At 73.9% G+C, this 490-nt stretch carries 1 pseudogene; it reads left to right on the forward strand.

Features of this window, described 5'->3' with window-relative positions:
- Positions 1 to 305 precede the first annotated feature (305 nt).
- Positions 306 to 490: pseudogene (locus SSBG_RS27345) on the forward strand (ABC transporter substrate-binding protein); the annotation flags it as partial.

The raw sequence follows: 490 nt of genomic DNA on the forward strand, positions 1-490 counted from the left end.
GCACCCGCGTCATCCGCGAGACCCGCCGCCTGGAGGACATCAACCTCGCGATCGACGAGGTGCTCTCGGGCCGGGCCACGGCGCGGCTCGTCTTCGACCTGCGCTGAGGCGCGATCCCCCGGGGCGCTCCGAAGTCGGTCAACTCCCCTTTTCGACAGGCGGGTTCCGGACAATCACCCGGCCCCGGTTTACTTCCTCCGGGGCCGGTGTGCCCTTGTCCGGCACCCCGTCGGGGGCTCAGGCTGGATTCCGGGGCCGAAGGACGGCCCCGGGACCCGGGCGGGTCCGCGGAGGGGGTGGAGCGGATGTCATCGACCACTTGGGAGTTCACCGACGACCGGGGGAGCGTGGTGCGCGCGGCGCGGCGCCCCGAACGGGTCGTCGCCTACGTACGGGCCGGAGCGGCGCTCCACGAGTACGGCATCACCCCGGCCGGGATCTTCGGCTCGGGCCACGACGGCGAGCGGGCCGACCCGGTCAAGGCCGGCGG

Origin of the sequence: Streptomyces sp. SPB074 (assembly GCF_000154905.1) — a bacterium.
Taxonomy (GTDB): domain Bacteria; phylum Actinomycetota; class Actinomycetes; order Streptomycetales; family Streptomycetaceae; genus Streptomyces.